This is a genomic window from Streptomyces sp. NPDC005820, assembly GCF_040630255.1.
Classification (GTDB): domain Bacteria; phylum Actinomycetota; class Actinomycetes; order Streptomycetales; family Streptomycetaceae; genus Streptomyces.
Genome location: NZ_JBEXXE010000031.1, coordinates 58,249 through 72,396, shown reverse-complemented (window position 1 = coordinate 72,396; position 14,148 = coordinate 58,249). Strand labels below are relative to the sequence as shown.

General features: G+C 72.8%; 16 protein-coding genes. 11 read left to right on the top strand and 5 right to left on the bottom strand.

From position 1 onward, the window contains the following. Positions 1–668: 668 nt before the first annotated feature. From ABZ464_RS33135 to ABZ464_RS33125, 3 genes are all read left to right on the top strand, one after another. A complete protein-coding gene (locus ABZ464_RS33135; protein WP_359283125.1) occupies positions 669–797 on the top strand; it encodes a hypothetical protein in 129 nt (42 codons plus the stop codon). Between the two features lie 21 nt (positions 798–818). Next, a complete protein-coding gene (locus ABZ464_RS33130) occupies positions 819–1,583 on the top strand; it encodes a hypothetical protein (protein WP_359283122.1) in 765 nt (254 codons plus the stop codon). A gap of 226 nt (positions 1,584–1,809) precedes the next feature. Beyond that, positions 1,810–2,340, top strand: a complete 531-nt coding sequence (locus tag ABZ464_RS33125) for a hypothetical protein (RefSeq protein WP_359283119.1) — start codon at positions 1,810–1,812, stop codon at positions 2,338–2,340. A 75-nt stretch (positions 2,341–2,415) separates the two neighbouring features. Here ABZ464_RS33125 and ABZ464_RS33120 read toward each other — a convergent pair whose 3' ends face one another. Beyond that, positions 2,416–2,931, bottom strand: coding sequence for a hypothetical protein (locus ABZ464_RS33120; protein ID WP_359283118.1), 516 nt, complete (start codon positions 2,929–2,931; stop codon positions 2,416–2,418). A gap of 334 nt (positions 2,932–3,265) precedes the next feature. Between ABZ464_RS33120 and ABZ464_RS33115 the strand changes: the two genes are divergently transcribed. After that, positions 3,266–3,937 carry a class F sortase gene (locus tag ABZ464_RS33115; RefSeq protein ID WP_359283115.1) on the top strand — a complete coding sequence of 224 codons (672 nt, stop codon included), beginning with the start codon at positions 3,266–3,268 and terminating at the stop codon, positions 3,935–3,937. A gap of 28 nt (positions 3,938–3,965) precedes the next feature. On the opposite strand, the gene ABZ464_RS33110 is transcribed toward ABZ464_RS33115, so the two are convergent. Further along, positions 3,966–4,805: a polysaccharide deacetylase family protein gene (locus ABZ464_RS33110; RefSeq protein WP_359283113.1), complete on the bottom strand. Its 840-nt coding sequence runs from the start codon at positions 4,803–4,805 to the stop codon at positions 3,966–3,968. A gap of 131 nt (positions 4,806–4,936) precedes the next feature. After that, positions 4,937–5,485: a hypothetical protein gene (locus ABZ464_RS33105; protein WP_359283110.1), complete on the bottom strand. Its 549-nt coding sequence runs from the start codon at positions 5,483–5,485 to the stop codon at positions 4,937–4,939. 98 nt (positions 5,486–5,583) lie between these two features. Between ABZ464_RS33105 and ABZ464_RS33100 the strand changes: the two genes are divergently transcribed. After that, entirely contained in the window at positions 5,584–6,069 is a 486-nt protein-coding gene (locus ABZ464_RS33100; RefSeq protein WP_359283107.1) for a universal stress protein, read from the top strand. A gap of 21 nt (positions 6,070–6,090) precedes the next feature. Here ABZ464_RS33100 and ABZ464_RS33095 read toward each other — a convergent pair whose 3' ends face one another. Beyond that, a complete protein-coding gene (locus ABZ464_RS33095) occupies positions 6,091–6,915 on the bottom strand; it encodes an alpha/beta hydrolase (RefSeq protein ID WP_359283105.1) in 825 nt (274 codons plus the stop codon). Between the two features lie 67 nt (positions 6,916–6,982). On the opposite strand from ABZ464_RS33095, the gene ABZ464_RS33090 reads away from it, so the two are divergent. Continuing rightward, the gene (locus ABZ464_RS33090) at positions 6,983–7,459 is read left to right on the top strand and encodes a MarR family winged helix-turn-helix transcriptional regulator (RefSeq protein WP_359283244.1); all 477 of its coding nucleotides are present in this window, start codon (positions 6,983–6,985) and stop codon (positions 7,457–7,459) included. 25 nt (positions 7,460–7,484) lie between these two features. Here ABZ464_RS33090 and ABZ464_RS33085 read toward each other — a convergent pair whose 3' ends face one another. Beyond that, entirely contained in the window at positions 7,485–8,639 is a 1,155-nt protein-coding gene (locus ABZ464_RS33085) for a CapA family protein (protein WP_359283241.1), read from the bottom strand. Between the two features lie 214 nt (positions 8,640–8,853). On the opposite strand from ABZ464_RS33085, the gene ABZ464_RS33080 reads away from it, so the two are divergent. The 5 genes from ABZ464_RS33080 (at position 8,854) to ABZ464_RS33060 (ending at position 14,138) form a co-directional block, all read left to right on the top strand. Beyond that, positions 8,854–9,402: a sigma-70 family RNA polymerase sigma factor gene (locus ABZ464_RS33080; protein WP_359283103.1), complete on the top strand. Its 549-nt coding sequence runs from the start codon at positions 8,854–8,856 to the stop codon at positions 9,400–9,402. Between the two features lie 157 nt (positions 9,403–9,559). Continuing rightward, the gene (locus ABZ464_RS33075) at positions 9,560–10,075 is read left to right on the top strand and encodes a hypothetical protein (protein WP_359283100.1); all 516 of its coding nucleotides are present in this window, start codon (positions 9,560–9,562) and stop codon (positions 10,073–10,075) included. 140 nt (positions 10,076–10,215) lie between these two features. Further along, a complete protein-coding gene (locus ABZ464_RS33070) occupies positions 10,216–10,872 on the top strand; it encodes a zf-HC2 domain-containing protein (protein ID WP_359283097.1) in 657 nt (218 codons plus the stop codon). Between the two features lie 193 nt (positions 10,873–11,065). Then, positions 11,066–11,443 (top strand): hypothetical protein, encoded by a 378-nt coding sequence (locus ABZ464_RS33065; protein WP_359283095.1) that lies wholly within the window; start codon positions 11,066–11,068, stop codon positions 11,441–11,443. A gap of 4 nt (positions 11,444–11,447) precedes the next feature. Then, on the top strand, positions 11,448–14,138 hold the full coding sequence (locus ABZ464_RS33060) for a caspase family protein (RefSeq protein WP_359283093.1): 2,691 nt from the start codon (positions 11,448–11,450) through the stop codon (positions 14,136–14,138). The last annotated feature ends 10 nt before the right edge of the window (positions 14,139–14,148 follow it).

Sequence of the window (14,148 nt, the reverse complement as noted above, 5' to 3'; positions counted from 1 at the left end):
GCTGCACGCCGGGTGGCGGGGCCCCTCGCGGGGTCGTACACCTGTGCCTGGAGTGGACGCGCGAACACGCGCCCGCCAAACCTTCGGGCGCGGACTTCCCCCGTTCGGGGCAATCCCGGTGCTCGGGCGCGTACGGGGACGCGGCGGACCGCATGATCTCGGTCGTGCATGGACCCCAACCGACCCGATCCGCCCTCGTCACCCGGGCGCTGTCCCTTGCGGCGGCGGCCTGGATCCTCGCGGCCGCACCGGCCGGGGTGGCCTCGGCCGACGCGTGCGCGTACGCCTCCACGGGCCGGGGCGGCACTTCGGCGGTGGCGGTCGCGGGAGGCCGCGGCCACTCCTGGCCGACGCCGCCGACGTCGCCGGACTTTCCGGATTCACTGGATTTCCCGGAAGCGCCGAAGTTCCCGAAGCCCCCGATGCCCACGGTGTGCCCTGCCCCGACGCCGAAACCGACACCCCCGCCGCCCCCGCCGCCGAAGCCCGAGCCCACGCCGAAACCGACGCCCAGGTCCACACCTCCCCCGAAGCCGAGCCTGCGACCGAGGCCCGCGCCGACGCCTCCGCCGCCCGCACCCGCGGCGCCGCCCCGGCCGGCCCCCACGCCGAAGCCGACTCCGACGCCGACCCCGCCCAAGCCCACCCCACGGCCCTCGGTGACCCCCGTGAGCTACCCCGAGTACCACTCCAAGCCACGCCCGCGGCCGACCGGTGACCGCACTCCTCCGGTCACCTACGTCCTGCTCATCACCGTGCCCGCACTGGCCGCCGTCGCCGCGCTGCGGCCCCGCTAGCGCCGATCCAGGAGGCATGTCTTGCCGGAATGGCTTGTTCTCACCCTCGCGATGCTCGCCGCCTGCGCGGTCGTCGTCGCCGTGACCTTTCTGCGGCACCGCTCGGCCGCCGAGGACGAGGACCCGTCCGAGACCCCGGACGTCATCGAGTACATGACGATGTGGATCGGCGTGGTGTACGCCATCGTCCTGGGCCTGGCCATCGCCGGGGTCTGGGACGCGCGGGGCGGCGCCGAGGACCACGTCCAGGCGGAGGCCCAGGCGCTGCACGAGATCTCGGAGCGGGTGCGGGTGTACCCGCCCGACGTCCGCGACCGGATTCGGGCGGATGTCAACGCCTATGTCGGACACGTCGTCACCACGGAGTGGAAGACGATGGCCGACCAGGGCGAGGTGACCGAGCGCGGGGACGCACTCCTGCAGAAGGTCCGGGTCGACGTCACGGACTACCGGCCCGCGAACGACTTCCAGGCGCAGGCCTACCAGCCGCTCCTGGACCAGATGGCCGCCGCGGACCAGGCGCGCAACGCCCGGGCCGGCTCGACCGGGGCGACCATGCCCGGAGTGGTCTGGTTCGGGCTGCTGGCCGGCGGTGTCATCACCATCGGCATGGTCTTCGCGCTGCAGATCAGGCGGACCCCCCGCGAGCTGATCCTGGCCGGGCTGTTCTCCGCCCTGATCGCCTTCCTGCTCTTCCTCATCTGGGACTTCGACGCGCCCTACAGCCGGGGCATCGCGGCCTCCGCCGAACCCTTCCTGCATCTGTTCCCGAACGCCGGGGGCTGACGCCGGGCGTCGACGCACCGTCGGGGGGACGGATCCGGCCGCCACGCCGGTGCCGTCCCCCTCTCGTACCAACGGCTGTCCCCTGAGCGGCCCACATTCGTGCCCCATTCGTACGACTGCGATCGCGCGGGCGCACACCCGTTCCTAGCGTTTCGGTCATCGAGGTGCGTTTACGGCGCGAGCGGAACAGGTCCGCCGCGACTCCTCGAAGACCGGAGGAACCACCATGCGCGCGATACGCGTCGCTTCGGCCGCTCTGCTGGGCATGACCGCCCTCACCCTCACCGCCTCGGCCGCCGTCGCGAGCGACGACGGCCACTACGTCATGTCCGAGGGATACCGGGTGCTGCCCTCCACCGTCGCGGCGGGCGGCCAGGTCACGCTCCTGGTGGACCGCGAGGTCAGCGGCTGCAAGGGTTCGGTGACGGTCACCTCCGGCGTGTTCGACGCGGTCACCGTCCCCCGGGGGTCCACTTCGGCGGTGGCGCTGGTCGACCGGGACGCGAGGCCCGGGGCGCTGTACCGGGTGACGTTCACGTGCGGCGGCCTCAGCGCCGTCAAGGAGCTGACCATCGCCGCCGGACACGGGCCCGTTCCGACGCCCTATCCGCTCCCCCACGGCGTCCAGGCCGGCGAGGGCGGCACCGTCGCAGGGTTCGACCTGAAGGAGATCGGGCTGGGGGCCGCGCTGATCGCGGGCTCGGTCGGGACGGCGTACCACCTCGCGCGCCGCCGCAAGGGCGCCGACACGGCCTGACGGCACCACCCGGGTGGGCGGTGCCGTCATGGACCCTGGGCGAGCACGCCTGGCGATACGGCGGGTGAGCGCGCCTCAGATACGGCGTTCGGCCCGGCGGCGCATCCAGAACACCCCGCCGCCGGCCACCGCCGCGGCGACCAGCCCGCCGCCGATGGCGATGTCGGTGGGTGTGGCGCCGGTGGAGCTGCTGCCGCCGAGGCCGCCGCGGACACCGCCGAGCACGGTGAAGGCGCGCGGGCTGACCAGGGTGCGGCCGGAGCAGGTCACGGTGAGGTCGTAGCTGCCGGGGCGGGCGTTGTTGCTGATGGTCGCGGTGCCCCGGGCGGTCTGGTTGGTGCCGCTGATCGAGGTGAGGGTGGCCGTGCCGAAGGCGTCCGAGGTCATGGTGCCGCCCTGCGGGCAGCCGTCGACGGTCACCGTGATCTGGCCGCCCCGCGCGATCACGCTCGGCTGGACGACGATGTTGCTCGGACTGACGTTCATGCCGTCGCGTGCGACGGCCGCGGGGGCGGCGAGGCCCAGGGCGGCGACCGCGGCGGCCGAGACCGCCGAGGCCGTCGAAACTCTCCGAAGACTGGTGGTGCGCATGTGATCCTCCGCGGAAGGCGCCCCGGGTCCCGTCCCCGGTCTGTCGGCGAGAGAACGCCTCCCGGAACGACCCTCAGATGCCGTGCACGCGCCCGCATTTCGGGAATGGTCCGTCCTGGTGAGAGGACACGCCGGGGGAAAAGCGCGTGATCACCCATCGCCGCAGGTCACGGACTGTAGGAAAAATCCTCCGGGCGGCGACTCGGATGGCGCACCGAAAGGCGCGCCGGCCACCCGTTCGCCCGTGAGCCGTCGCCGGTTTCCGGTACGGGAATTAGCGTTCTGATATGCGCGATAGGGACGCGGCGACGGCCGTGTCGAAAGGGGATGCCGCATGTCCGGTTACCAACTGTCCGAGCGGGCGGAAGAGGAGGAACGGCAGAAGAAGCGTGCCCCCTGGGGAGTGATAGCGCTTGTTCTGCTGACCGGTCTCGCGCTCATCCGGAATGGTTCGGGGGAATTCGACATCGGCCCGCCGCAGCCCGCCGCGGCGGCGGCTCCGGACAGCCGCACCGCCACCGACGCCTTCGGCCGGGCCCCGGCCGCGCTGCCGTTCGCCCAGCCGGACCGGGTCGTGATCCCCGCCATCTCGGTGAACGCCCCGGTGATGCCGGTCGGGCTGGACGCGGACGGCTGGGTGGGCGCCCCGCCGCCGGAGGATCCCAATCTGGCGGGCTGGTTCACCGGGGGCGTGTCGCCCGGCGAGAAGGGGACGGCGGTCGTGGTCGGCCATGTCGACAACAAGCTGGGCCCGGCCGTGTTCTACGGACTCGGCGCCCTGAAGAAGGGGAATCGCGTCGAGGTGGCGCGGCAGGACGGAAAGACGGCGGTCTTCGAGATCTACGGCATCGAGGTCTTCGCGAAGAACAACTTCCCCGGCGACCGTGTCTACGCCTCCAAGGGCGCCCCCGAACTGCGGGTCATCACCTGCGGGGGCGGTTTCTCGAAGGCGAACGGATACGACGGGAACGTCGTCGCCTTCGCCCGCCTGGTCGAGGTCCGCTGAGCGGTCCCGGCCGGGCGGGCGGCCCGGTTCAGGTGTGCTGCCGTCGGGGGACGGTGATCTGGTAGCCGGAGTCCAGCAGCTCGGGCAGATAGCGGCGCAGCGCCTTGACGCTCTGGCTGCGGTCGCCGCCGGCGTCGTGCGAGAGGATCACCACCCCGGGGCCGGCGCCCTGCCGGACCCGGTCGACGATGCTGCGGGTGCCGGGGGTGGTCCAGTCGAGGGTGTCGACGGTCCAGGCGAGGGGTTCCATGCCGAGTTCGGCGCCCAGTTGGAAGGCGGCGCGGTTCCAGGCGCCGTAGGGGGCGCGGAACCAGCGGGGGCGCTCCCCGTAGCCGGTCTCGATGACGTCACTGGTGCGGGTCATCTCGGAGCGGATGCGGCGGCGGGAGAGCTGGGTGAGCAGGGGGTGGGACCAGGTGTGGTTGCCCACGACGTGGCCCTCGTCGGCCATCCGGGCCAGCAGCTCCTGGTGGTCGACGGCCATCTCCCCGCACACGAAGAACATCGCGTGGACGCCGTAGCGGGCGAGGGTGTCGAGGATCTGGGGCGTGTAGCGGGGGTCGGGGCCGTCGTCGAAGGTCAGCACCATGGTGCGGCCCCGGCCCGGCAGGCTCATCAGCGGTTCGCGGCGGACCGGGACCCGGTCGGGTGCGGCGCTCGGGGGGCCGTATCCGGTGAGGGGCTGGAGGCGGTAGGCGGAGGGCTTCATCGGGAGGCGGGCGGGGGCGCCGGCCGCCGGGCCCGTGCCGTCGTCGGCCGGTTCGTCGTCACCCGGGACGAGCAGTCCGGCGGCTCCGGCCGCCCCGGCCGCGGCGGTGGCGCCGACGAGCAGGATCCGGCGCCGTGTGAACAACTGATCCTTCTTCATGCAGTCATCAGTCGCCCGTCCGGCCCCCCGCGCACCGCACCGGTCACACGATTCCACCCTCCGGCGCAGCGCCGTTCGGTCCGCGGTCTCGCGGTGGCACGCCAGGGGGGAAGGGGGTGTCCCGCGGATCGTCAGGCCGGTGGGGGCGCCCGGGGAGGCGGTGCGGTCGAGGGGGCGCATCCGGATCCCCGTCCCGGGTCGGTGAGGCCGCGGCGTTCGTCGGGCAGGGGGCGCGGGCGGGGGGTGGTCGGCTGCCGGGAGGTGCCGAAGACGGCCGGTCCGCCCTTGTCGCCGGTGCCCGCCCGGCCGGTGCCGGGGAGGTGGTCGCCGAGGTCGGGGCCGGCGGCGCGCGGCCGGTCGAGGGGGTGGTGCCGGACGCGGACCTGTTCGGGCAGGTCCGCGTCCGGACCGGGGCCCCCGGCCTCGTCCCCTCCGTCGAGGCCGAGCGCCGCCGGGGGCGGTGGGCCTTCGGTGGCGGTGGGCCGGGGCCCGCTCTTCGGGCGCCGCTGTCCCCGGAGGGCGCGCAGCGGGGCGGCGAGGGCCGCCGGCAGGCAGAGCAGGGCGAGGGCGCGGAAGAAGGTCACGAGGACGTCGGGCGCCCGGCCGGGGAAGCGGTCCGCGGGCCGTCGTATCGGGCCCGCGGAGTCCTCGGCCGTGGCGCTGTCCACGGTGGCACTCATGTACCGACTGTAGGAACACCCGGGCGGGGCCGCCCGTCGAGCGGTCCGGGCCCGGGCCGGGCGGTGGGGGGAGCCGGCGGTTCCGATAGCCTCGGGCCGTGACGGAACAGCATGCCCAGCAGCCTTCGCGGGAGCCCTCGCAGCGGTTCGAGCGGGGCACGGACGGCCCCAAGGTCATCGTGGTGGGGGTCGACGGCTCGGACTCCTCCCTGCGGGCCGCGGCCTACGCGGGCGGTCTGGCCCGCCGCCAGCACGCGCTGCTCGCCGTGGTGTACGTGCAGCCGGTGATGGCGGCGGGGGCGGCCTTCGGGGTGCCGGTCGCGGAGACGACCGGGCAGATCGCCGAGGACCTGGTCGCGCAGATCCGGGAGGCCACCGAGCGCGTGCGCGGGATATTCGACATGCGCTGGGAGTTCCACACCTTCCACGGCGACCCGTACACCGGTCTGGTGAAGGCCGCGGACGAGCTGAAGGCCGACGCGGTGGTGGTGGGCGCCTCCGAGCAGGCCGGGCACCGGATCGTGGGCTCGGTCGCGGTGCGGCTGGTGAAGGCGGGACGGTGGCCGGTGACGGTGGTGCCGTAGCACCCCCTGTGGCACCCCGTGTCAGAGGGACTGGAGGAAGTCCCTGATCACCGCGGTGAACTCGGCCGGCTTCTCCAGGTTCGGGTAGTGCGCGACGCCGTCGATGAGGTGGGCGCGTCCGTGCTGCACGGAGTCGGCCAGCCGCTGTGCCGCGGCGATCACGTCGGGGGTGTCGAGGGCGCCGTTCAGGGTGAGCACCGGGACGTCGACCTTCGGGAGGCGGGACCAGGTGTCGGTCACCCGCACCAGCCAGTCCCGCTCGCCGGGCGTGTGCTTGGAGAGGGTGTTGAGGGCCATCTCCCGCAGTCGGCGCGGGATGTCCGGGTCGATGTCGTCGAGTGTGCGGTGCGCACCGGGCACGTAGTCGAGGAAGGCCGTCAGCCAGCCTTCGATGTCTCCGGCGGCGAGCGCCCGCGCCAGGGCGGCCTGGATCTCCCGGTGCCAGGGGTCGGAGTCCTGGAACTCGCCGGTGGAGGCACCGCAGACGACGGCCGCCCGGACCAGTTCCGGATGTTCCAGCAGGGTGTCGCTGACGACGAGGCCGCCCATCGAGACGCCGACGAGCACGGCGGGGCCCGCGTCCAGGTGGCGCAGCAGTTCGGCGAGGTCGTCGGTCCAGCGGAAGGGCCCGCTCGCATTGGCGGAGGAGCCGTGCCCGCGTACGTCCGCCGCGATCACCCGGTGGGTCTCGGCGAGCGCCGGTACCTGGGCGTCGAAGACCCAGTGGTCGACGAATCCCGAGTGGACGAGGACGACGAGGTCCCCGGCGCCCGCCTCACGGTAGGCGAGGTCGCCGTCGGAGGAGGTGAAGTACTTCAGGTCCTGCGGTTCCGCAGCAGCAGTCATGACAACCAAGGTGTCATCTTCTCGAGACTTTGACAACCCGGTTGTCATGTTGCCGAGCGTGCATGATGTGGGGGTGAACGACACGCCTCTCCCGCCCGATGAACTCGGCCACCGCCTCACCGAGGTCTTCGACCTGGTCGGCCCGCTCTACCGGCGCGCCCTGCGCAAGGTGGAGCAGGGCGAGGCGGTCGAGGGCGCCTCCGTGGGCGTGCGCTCGGTGCTGGACCTGCTGCGCAGGAAGGGGGAGATGACCGTCCCGCAGATGGGCCGTGTCATGGCGCTCAGCCGGCAGTTCGTCCAGCGCATGGTCAACGACGCGGCGGAGCGGGGGTGGGTGGAGAGCGTCCCGAACCCCGCGCACCAGCGCTCGTCCCTGATCCGGCTCACCGAGGAGGGCCACCGGCTCGTCACCCTCGTCCTCGGCCGTGAGCACATGCTCAACCGCCAGGTCGGCGGAGACCTCACCGAGGCCGAGGTACGGGCCTGCGTGCGGGTGCTGAGCGAGATGCTGAAGACGTTCGACCACGTCGACGTCGAGGACTGACACCGACCGGTCCCCCAGGCGTCGGCTACTCCCCCATCACCAGTCCGTCCTTGGCCGCGCCCCGGCTGAGGACGACGTCCCGGATCCGGTCGCGCACGCCCTCCACCCCGGCGCCCTGGGCGAGCGCCTGGTTGAGGTTCACCACCCGGCCCGCGTCGACGTCGAACATCTGCGGCAGGAACTCCGCCCTGGCCACCTCCCAGCGCCCGCCGGGCCTTGCGGGCGGTACGAAGGTGAAGCGGGCGACGGTGGACTCGTTGCCGCGCGGATCCTCGACGCCCTGGTTGTTGAACATCTCACCGGCGATCTGGTCGCCCATGCCGTACACGACCCAGGTGCCGTTGACCTTCTCGTACGCCTGCGGGACACGGGCGTGGGTGCCGAGGACGAGGTCGATGTCGGGGCGGCCCGCCGTGCGGGAGGCGGTGAGGGTGCGGGCCAGGGCGAGTTGGCGGTCGTCCGGGGCGTCCTGCCACTCCGTGCCCCAGTGCACGGAGACGACGACCACGTCGGCGCCCGCCTTCCGGGCGGCCCGGGCGTCGGCGAGGATGCGGTGCTCGTCGATGAGGTGGACGGTCCAGGGCTGGTCCGCCGGCACCGGGGAGTTGGTGCCGTAGGTGTAGGAGAGGTGGGCGACCTCGGCGGAGCCGGCGGGCAGCAGGGTGACCGCGTCGGCCTCGCCCTGGGAGCGGGCGGTGCCCGCGTGCCGTACGCCGGCGCCGTCGAGGGCGTCCAGGGTGTGCTGCACTCCGGCGGCGCCGTCGTCGAGGCTGTGGTTGGAGGCGGTGGAGCAGCCGTCGTAGCCGGTGGCGGCGAACGCCTGGGCGATCTCGGGCGGGGACTTGAAGACGGGGTAGCCGCTGTAGAGGCCGTTCGCGCCGTACACGGTCCCCATGTGACACAGGGCCAGATCGGCCCGGGAGACCACGGGCTTGATGTCCTCGAACATGGGGCGGAAGTCGTAGCCCGTGCCGCCCGCGTCGAACTGGGCGCGGTCGATGACCGAGCTGTGCGGAAGGACGTCGCCGGAGGCCACGAGGGTGAAGCCGCGGGCGGCGGAGGCGGCCGGCGGCCCGGGCCGCTGGGGCAACTGCCGCTCGCGCTCATGGGCCTGGCATGCGGCACCGGCGGCGAGGAGGGCGGTCACGGCAAGGGCCACCGCGTGTCTGCGTGCGACGATCATGGATCACCCCACTTCGGATGGATTGTCATATTTACGCACGCCTCACTCCTAGCGCATGCCCCCGGACGGACCGCCCCGCCGCTCCCTACGGGCCGCCCGATCGGCGTAGCCCCGACCGTTCGTCGAACCGTTCGTCGACGCGATCGACCGTCCGCCGCACAGCCGTGTCCGCACCCTGTCCCGAACCGGTGCCTTGCGGTGCCATACGCCCATGACCGCCGGAACCGCCCTCGCCGCCACGAAGACGACCGCCGAACACGAACTCGCCGCTCTGCAGCGGGAGCACGGCCGGCCGCTCTTCGCACTGCTGCTGCGGCTCTGCGACGGCGACCGCCAGCGCGCCGAGGACCTCGTCCAGGAGACCCTCGTCCGCGCCTGGCAGCATCCCGAGGCCCTGCGCACCGACGCCTTCGACTCCGTACGGCCCTGGCTGCTCACCGTCGGCCGGCGGCTCGCGATCGACGCGCGGCGGGCCCGGCAGGCGCGGCCCCCGGAGGTCGGGGACGCGGTGCTGGAGAACGCGCCGGTCTGTGCCGACCACGCCGAACGGGCCGCCGCGGCCCTCGATGTGCGCGAGGCTGTGAAGACACTCACTCCCGAGCACCGTGAAGTCCTGGTGCTCGTGTACTTCCAGGGGGCCAGTGTGGCGGAGGCCGCCGAAGCCCTCGGCATCCCTGCCGGTACCGTGAAGTCCCGCGCGTACTACGCGCTGCGCGCCCTGCGCCGGGTGCTTCCCGGGTACGCGCCCGACCTGGGCTGAAACCCACGGCCGAGTCAAGCCTTCGCAAAGCGCCTTGCCGAGGACCCCGGTTGAGTAATCGGGTGTCCTTATCCGTGTTCCGGTCTGGGGGCCGGCCACCGGACTCCAGGGGCCCGGCGACGGGCTGCGCGCACGCACCGGAGGAAGGCAGGAAGGGATGCAGCACAGAGGTCATCAGAGCACGGACGGCGCCGGTGGCGGCGAACTCACCGTCCCCATGGCCTGGTTGTACGCCGAGTACATCGCCGACGAACTGCTGCGGACCGGCGATCTCATGCCGCCGACGTCCTTCGAGTTCCGCGCCGGGCGCGACGCCCTGGCGCTCACCATCTTCCTGTCCGACACCGACGGCGAACTGCCCGGCATCCGGGTCGTCACCCAGCTCGAGACCTGGCTTTCGCTCACGGCGTACGACCAGCCGTGGCAGGACTGGGTCGACGAACGTATGACCCAACTGAGGGCCGAGGCGAAGGAGTCGGACGGCCCCTCGCCCGATCTCGAACTGGCCGAGGCCGCGTGGCGCTGGCTGGAGGAGACCGAGCTGCTCGCCCCCGACCTCAACGCGGTCCCGGGCGGCGCTCCGGGGGGCGGTGAGGACGAGGGACCCAAGGTCTGGACGCCCGCCTGGCAGCTCGGACTGCCCCTCGGACACCTCGCGATCCATCTTTTTTAGAATCCGACCAATCCGAGAGCCCGGCCGCTCCGAACATCTGGGTCACGATTCGGTACGCGCCTGAGTGATTCGTGTGGCTGGTCCGTACCGGTGGGAGCAAGGAGTAACCCCACTGGCACTCAACGGCACGAGGTTTCGGCATGAGGTCCCTGGAGAGGCATCGCGACGTCGGCGCGTACGCGCTCGGCGTGCTGGACGAGGCGGAGGCCTTCCGCTTCGAGGACCACCTCATGGAGTGTCCTCAATGCGCGGCACAGGTCACCGAGTTCGGCCCCACCGCTCGGCAGATGATGCTCTACCGGCGGGCCACCCCGCGCACCGTGCACCCGTTCGCCGGCCCCGGGCCGCGGATGCTGGACAAGCTGCTCGCCGAGGTGGCGGTCCGGCACCGGGCCGCCCGCCGACGGGTGATGTTCGCCCTGGCGGCCTCCGTGGTGATCGCGCTCGTGGGTCCCGCGATCGCCATGATGGCGGGCGGTGACGACGCCGAGGACGCGGTACGGGTCACCGCCACCGACGAGAAGTCGGGCGTGTGGGCGCAGGTGACCATCGAGGACGAGGCCTGGGGCAGCGACATCGAGCTGAAGGTGAAGGACGGCGCGGGTCCCCGTGACTGCCGGCTGATCGCCGTCGGCCACGACGGCTCCGAGCAGACCGTCACGAGCTGGAACGTTCCGCTGCACGACGCCCGCCCCAACACGATGAAGGGCGGCACCGCCTACCACCCCGAGGAGATCGCCCGCTACGAGCTGCGCACCGCCGAGGGCGAGCATCTGGTCACCCTGCCCTCCCAGTGATGTCGGCCCGGAGTGAGTTCAGGTCACTTCAGGGCAGCATCGGGGCCGCATCTGTGTCGAATTCAACCTCGTTCCCGGACAGTGATTCCAGGGTCTTTCCCCGCGGATAAATCCGCGTGATATCGCGATTTGCGACGGCACGCGTTTCGGCAGAAAATGTTGTCGAGACGTGGAGCCACCGATGGAAAAGACTTTGCGAATCCTTCTGACCGAGGAAGGCGCGGAGGCCGAGGACATCGCGGAACTGGCCGGCTTTCTGCGCGAGGAACTGCTGCAGCTCGACGTCGACGACGTCACCACAGTCACCGGCGAGGAGGAGTTCCCGCCGGGTGCCCGCGCCGTGGACATCACCACGATCGGAGCCCTGCTGGTCAGCCTGGGCAGCTCCGCCACCGGACTGTCCCAGGTCATGAACGCCATCCGGGAGTGGCGCGGCCGCTGCCGGGGCACCCGCCCCACCCTGCGGCTGACCCTGGACGACGACCAGCTGGAGATCTCCGAGGCGACGACCGAACAGGTGTCGGAGGCGTTCGACCTGTTCGTCAAGCGCCATTCCCCCATCGAGGCGTGAGCCCATGACCACCACCCGGCATGCGCTGATCATCGCCAATGACCGGTATGACGACCAGGGCCTCGGACAATTGCGGGCTGCGGCACAGGACGCCGTGTCCCTCGCGGAAGTCCTGGGCGATCCGGAGGTCGGCGATTTCGATGTGGAAGTGTTGAGAAACGAACGGGTGGACGCCATCCGGCGCGGCATCGAGCGTTTCTTTTCCGAGGGCGGGCGCGAGGACACGCTGATGGTGCACTTCTCGTGCCACGGCCTGAAAAGCGAATCCGGGGCCCTGTATTTCGCGGCCCGGGACACCGAACCCCGGCTGCTGGAGGCGACGGCGGTCTCGGCGCAGTTCGTCCGGCACTGCATGTTCCGCACCCGGGCCAGGCGGACCGTGCTGTTCCTCGACTGCTGCTACGGCGGCGCGTTCTCCCGGGGTTCGTCCTCGGTCCGTGCCGCGGGGGACGTCCATGTGCTGGAGTCGTTCGCCGGGGAGAAGCTCGGCGGCGGACGGGGCTGGGCCGTGATCACCGCCTCCAACTCCATGGAGTACGCCTTCGAGGGCGCCCAGCTGACCCGGACCGCCGAGCCGCGGCCCTCCGTGTTCACGCACGCGGTCGTGGAGGGCCTGACCACCGGGGACGCCGACCTCGACGCCGACGGCGAGGTGTCCCTGGACGAGCTGTACGAGTACGTCTTCGACCATGTCCGGCAGCAGAGCCCGCACCAGACGCCGGGCCGCACCGTGGACATGCAGGGCGACATGTACCTCGCGCACAGCCGGCGCCGGCGCATCGTGGCCAAGCCGGTGCCGCCCGCGCTGCGCAAGGCCATGGACGCCGCCAACTTCTACACCCGGCTGGGTGCGGTGGCCGAGCTGCGCGCCTGGCTGGAGAGCACGGACCTCGCCAAGGCGCTGGGGGCGTACAACGCTCTGGAGGAGATCGTCCAGAACGACATCCGGGTGGTCTCGGACGAGGCGCGCAAGGCGCTCGGCGACGCCGAACTGCGGCCCGATCCGGTGCGGATGGACTTCGGCCGGGTGCCGCAGAACTCCGAGACCCCGCACCGGCCGGTCCATCTGCTCGGCCCGCCCCTGGCCCGCGCCTGCACCCCCCATCCTGCCGGTGACGCGGGCGACTGGCTGCGGGCCGAGGAGTCGCCCGAGGGCCTGGACATAGGCGTCGACACGTCCAGGCCGGGCCGGCTGAGCGGGGAGCTGCTGCTGAAGGGCGTCGTCACCGGTGAGGTGACCCTCCACGTGGAGGCGGAGATCGTACCGGCCCCGGCCCCCCTGCCCGAACCCGAGCCGGAGCGGCCGCCTCCGCCACCACCGCCCTCGGCCGGGCGACGGCCTCCGGAGGGGCCCCGGCCTGCCGAGGCACCGGGGCGGAGCGGGATCCATGCGGTGGCGGAGGGCACCGCGGGAGGCGCGGGGGTTGCCGTGCCCGGAGGGGCCCAGGGCGGTGCGCCCACGGGCGCCGGCGCCGGCCGTGCCGTGCCGGAGGGCGGCGGACAGGGCCGGCGACCCGCCGTTTCGGACAGCCTCGGCGAGGCCGGGACCCCGACGGCCCCCGAAAGCGGGGCCGGTGCCGGGCCCCCGGCCCCGCCGGGGAGCGGTGCGCAGACCCGGGTGGTCCCAGGGCTGCCGCCCACCGCCGACGGCGGCACCGGCCGCCAGGAGCGGGGCGCGGGGCGAAGCGACGATGGGACCGGTGGAGCCCCGGTCCGTCCGGGCACGGCCACCCCGCCCATCCACGAAGCCCCGCCGCCCCATGGAGCTCCGCTGACCCACGAGGCCACGCTGGCCCAGGGAACCCCACCGGTCCAAGGAACCCCACCGGCCCGTGAAGCCCCGCCGGTCCACGGAACGACGCCGCCCCACGGAACCCCACCGGTCCAAGAAACCCCACCGGCCTACGGAGCCCCACCGGCCCATGAAGCCCCGCCGGTCCACGGAACGACGCCGCCCCACGGAACCCCACCGGTCCAAGAAACCCCACCGGCCTACGGAACCCCGCCAGCCCATGAAGCCCCGCCGGTCCACGGAACCCCACCGCCCCACGGAACCCCACCGGTCCAAGAAACCCCACCGGCCTACGGAACCCCGCCAGCCCATGAGACCCCGCCGCCCCACGGAACCCCACCGCCCCACGGAACCACGCCCGTCCACGCCGCCCCGCCCCTCCGTAAGCCCGCGCCGATGCAGGAACCGGCGCGGGTGCGGGAGCCCGCTTCCGGCCCCGCGGGGCCCGCCGGGCAGCGGGTGCCCGTGGTCGAGGGGGCGGCGTCCCGGGTCCCGGCCGGGAGCGGGGGCCGGGAGCGGGTCGAGCCCGCGCAGCGGGCGCCGGTGCTCGCCGGGACCGCGCTGGTGCTGGCCGTCGCCTCGGTGGGCACCGCCGCGCGGGCCGTGTACAAGGCGAAGTCGGCCGTGCAGGCGCTGCACGACGTCAAGGGCGACCTCGGACAGCACATCAGTGACTCGGGCATGCTCCCCGCGCTCGTCGTCTCGCTGGTCACGGCGGCGGTGGCGCTGCTGCTGTGCGCCCTCGCCCGGCGCGACCTGACGACCCGCCCCCGCCAGTACCCGGCGCCCACGGCGAGCACCACGACGTCGGTGATCTGGACGGCGCGGCTGCTGGCCGTCCCGGCGCTGGCCGTGGGCGTGATCATGGCGATCGCCTATCCGATCACCAACAGCATCTGGTGACGCCTGGTCC

Excerpts from the sequence above, each read along its gene's own strand:
- ABZ464_RS33125 (WP_359283119.1), top strand. The coding sequence starts at position 1,810 with ATGCGCGCGATACGCGTCGCTTCGGCCGCTCTGCTGGGCATGACCGCC.
- ABZ464_RS33120 (WP_359283118.1), bottom strand. The coding sequence starts at position 2,931 with ATGCGCACCACCAGTCTTCGGAGAGTTTCGACGGCCTCGGCGGTCTCG.
- ABZ464_RS33115 (WP_359283115.1), top strand. The coding sequence starts at position 3,266 with ATGTCCGGTTACCAACTGTCCGAGCGGGCGGAAGAGGAGGAACGGCAG.
- ABZ464_RS33110 (WP_359283113.1), bottom strand. The coding sequence starts at position 4,805 with ATGAAGAAGGATCAGTTGTTCACACGGCGCCGGATCCTGCTCGTCGGC.
- ABZ464_RS33105 (WP_359283110.1), bottom strand. The coding sequence starts at position 5,485 with ATGAGTGCCACCGTGGACAGCGCCACGGCCGAGGACTCCGCGGGCCCG.
- ABZ464_RS33095 (WP_359283105.1), bottom strand. The coding sequence starts at position 6,915 with ATGACTGCTGCTGCGGAACCGCAGGACCTGAAGTACTTCACCTCCTCC.
- ABZ464_RS33080 (WP_359283103.1), top strand. The coding sequence starts at position 8,854 with ATGACCGCCGGAACCGCCCTCGCCGCCACGAAGACGACCGCCGAACAC.
- ABZ464_RS33075 (WP_359283100.1), top strand. The coding sequence starts at position 9,560 with ATGCAGCACAGAGGTCATCAGAGCACGGACGGCGCCGGTGGCGGCGAA.
- ABZ464_RS33070 (WP_359283097.1), top strand. The coding sequence starts at position 10,216 with ATGAGGTCCCTGGAGAGGCATCGCGACGTCGGCGCGTACGCGCTCGGC.
- ABZ464_RS33060 (WP_359283093.1), top strand. The coding sequence starts at position 11,448 with ATGACCACCACCCGGCATGCGCTGATCATCGCCAATGACCGGTATGAC.